General features: G+C 40.6%; 2 tRNA genes. Both read left to right on the forward strand.

The annotated features are described in order from the left end of the window. Window positions 1-55 precede the first annotated feature (55 nt). Window positions 56-131: transfer RNA gene (locus EX191_RS22775), tRNA-Ala, on the forward strand. A gap of 11 nt (window positions 132-142) precedes the next feature. Then, window positions 143-218 (forward strand) — tRNA-Glu (locus tag EX191_RS22780). Window positions 219-441: the final 223 nt, after the last annotated feature.

The raw sequence follows: 441 nt of genomic DNA on the forward strand, positions 1-441 counted from the left end.
GGTTTAGATTTCAGAGCAAAATTGGTTCTGCATAAAATGCTGAAGCAATTTATGTGGGGCTATAGCTCAGCTGGGAGAGCGCTTCGCTGGCAGCGAAGAGGTCATCGGTTCGATCCCGATTAGCTCCACCACATATTTTTGTGTCCCGTTCGTCTAGAGGCCTAGGACACCGCCCTTTCACGGCGGTAACAGGGGTTCGACTCCCCTACGGGATACCATCTTTAAGCGCATTTAATTAAGTGTTCTTAAAAATGGTTACTTCTTTGAAGTGATTAGCTCTTTAACAATTTGGAAAGCTGACAAAACAACAATTTATTGTTGTTTGTAAAGTTCTCAATGTTTATCGAAAGATAAACACCAAAAAACACATTCAAGTGTTCTTGGCTTTTTGTTTTCATTTTTTCTAAAAATGAAGGTAAAGAGATGAGTCCGGCAAAATCG

The sequence above is a fragment of the Vibrio chemaguriensis genome (assembly GCF_012275705.1).
Taxonomy (GTDB): Bacteria; Pseudomonadota; Gammaproteobacteria; order Enterobacterales; family Vibrionaceae; genus Vibrio; species Vibrio diabolicus.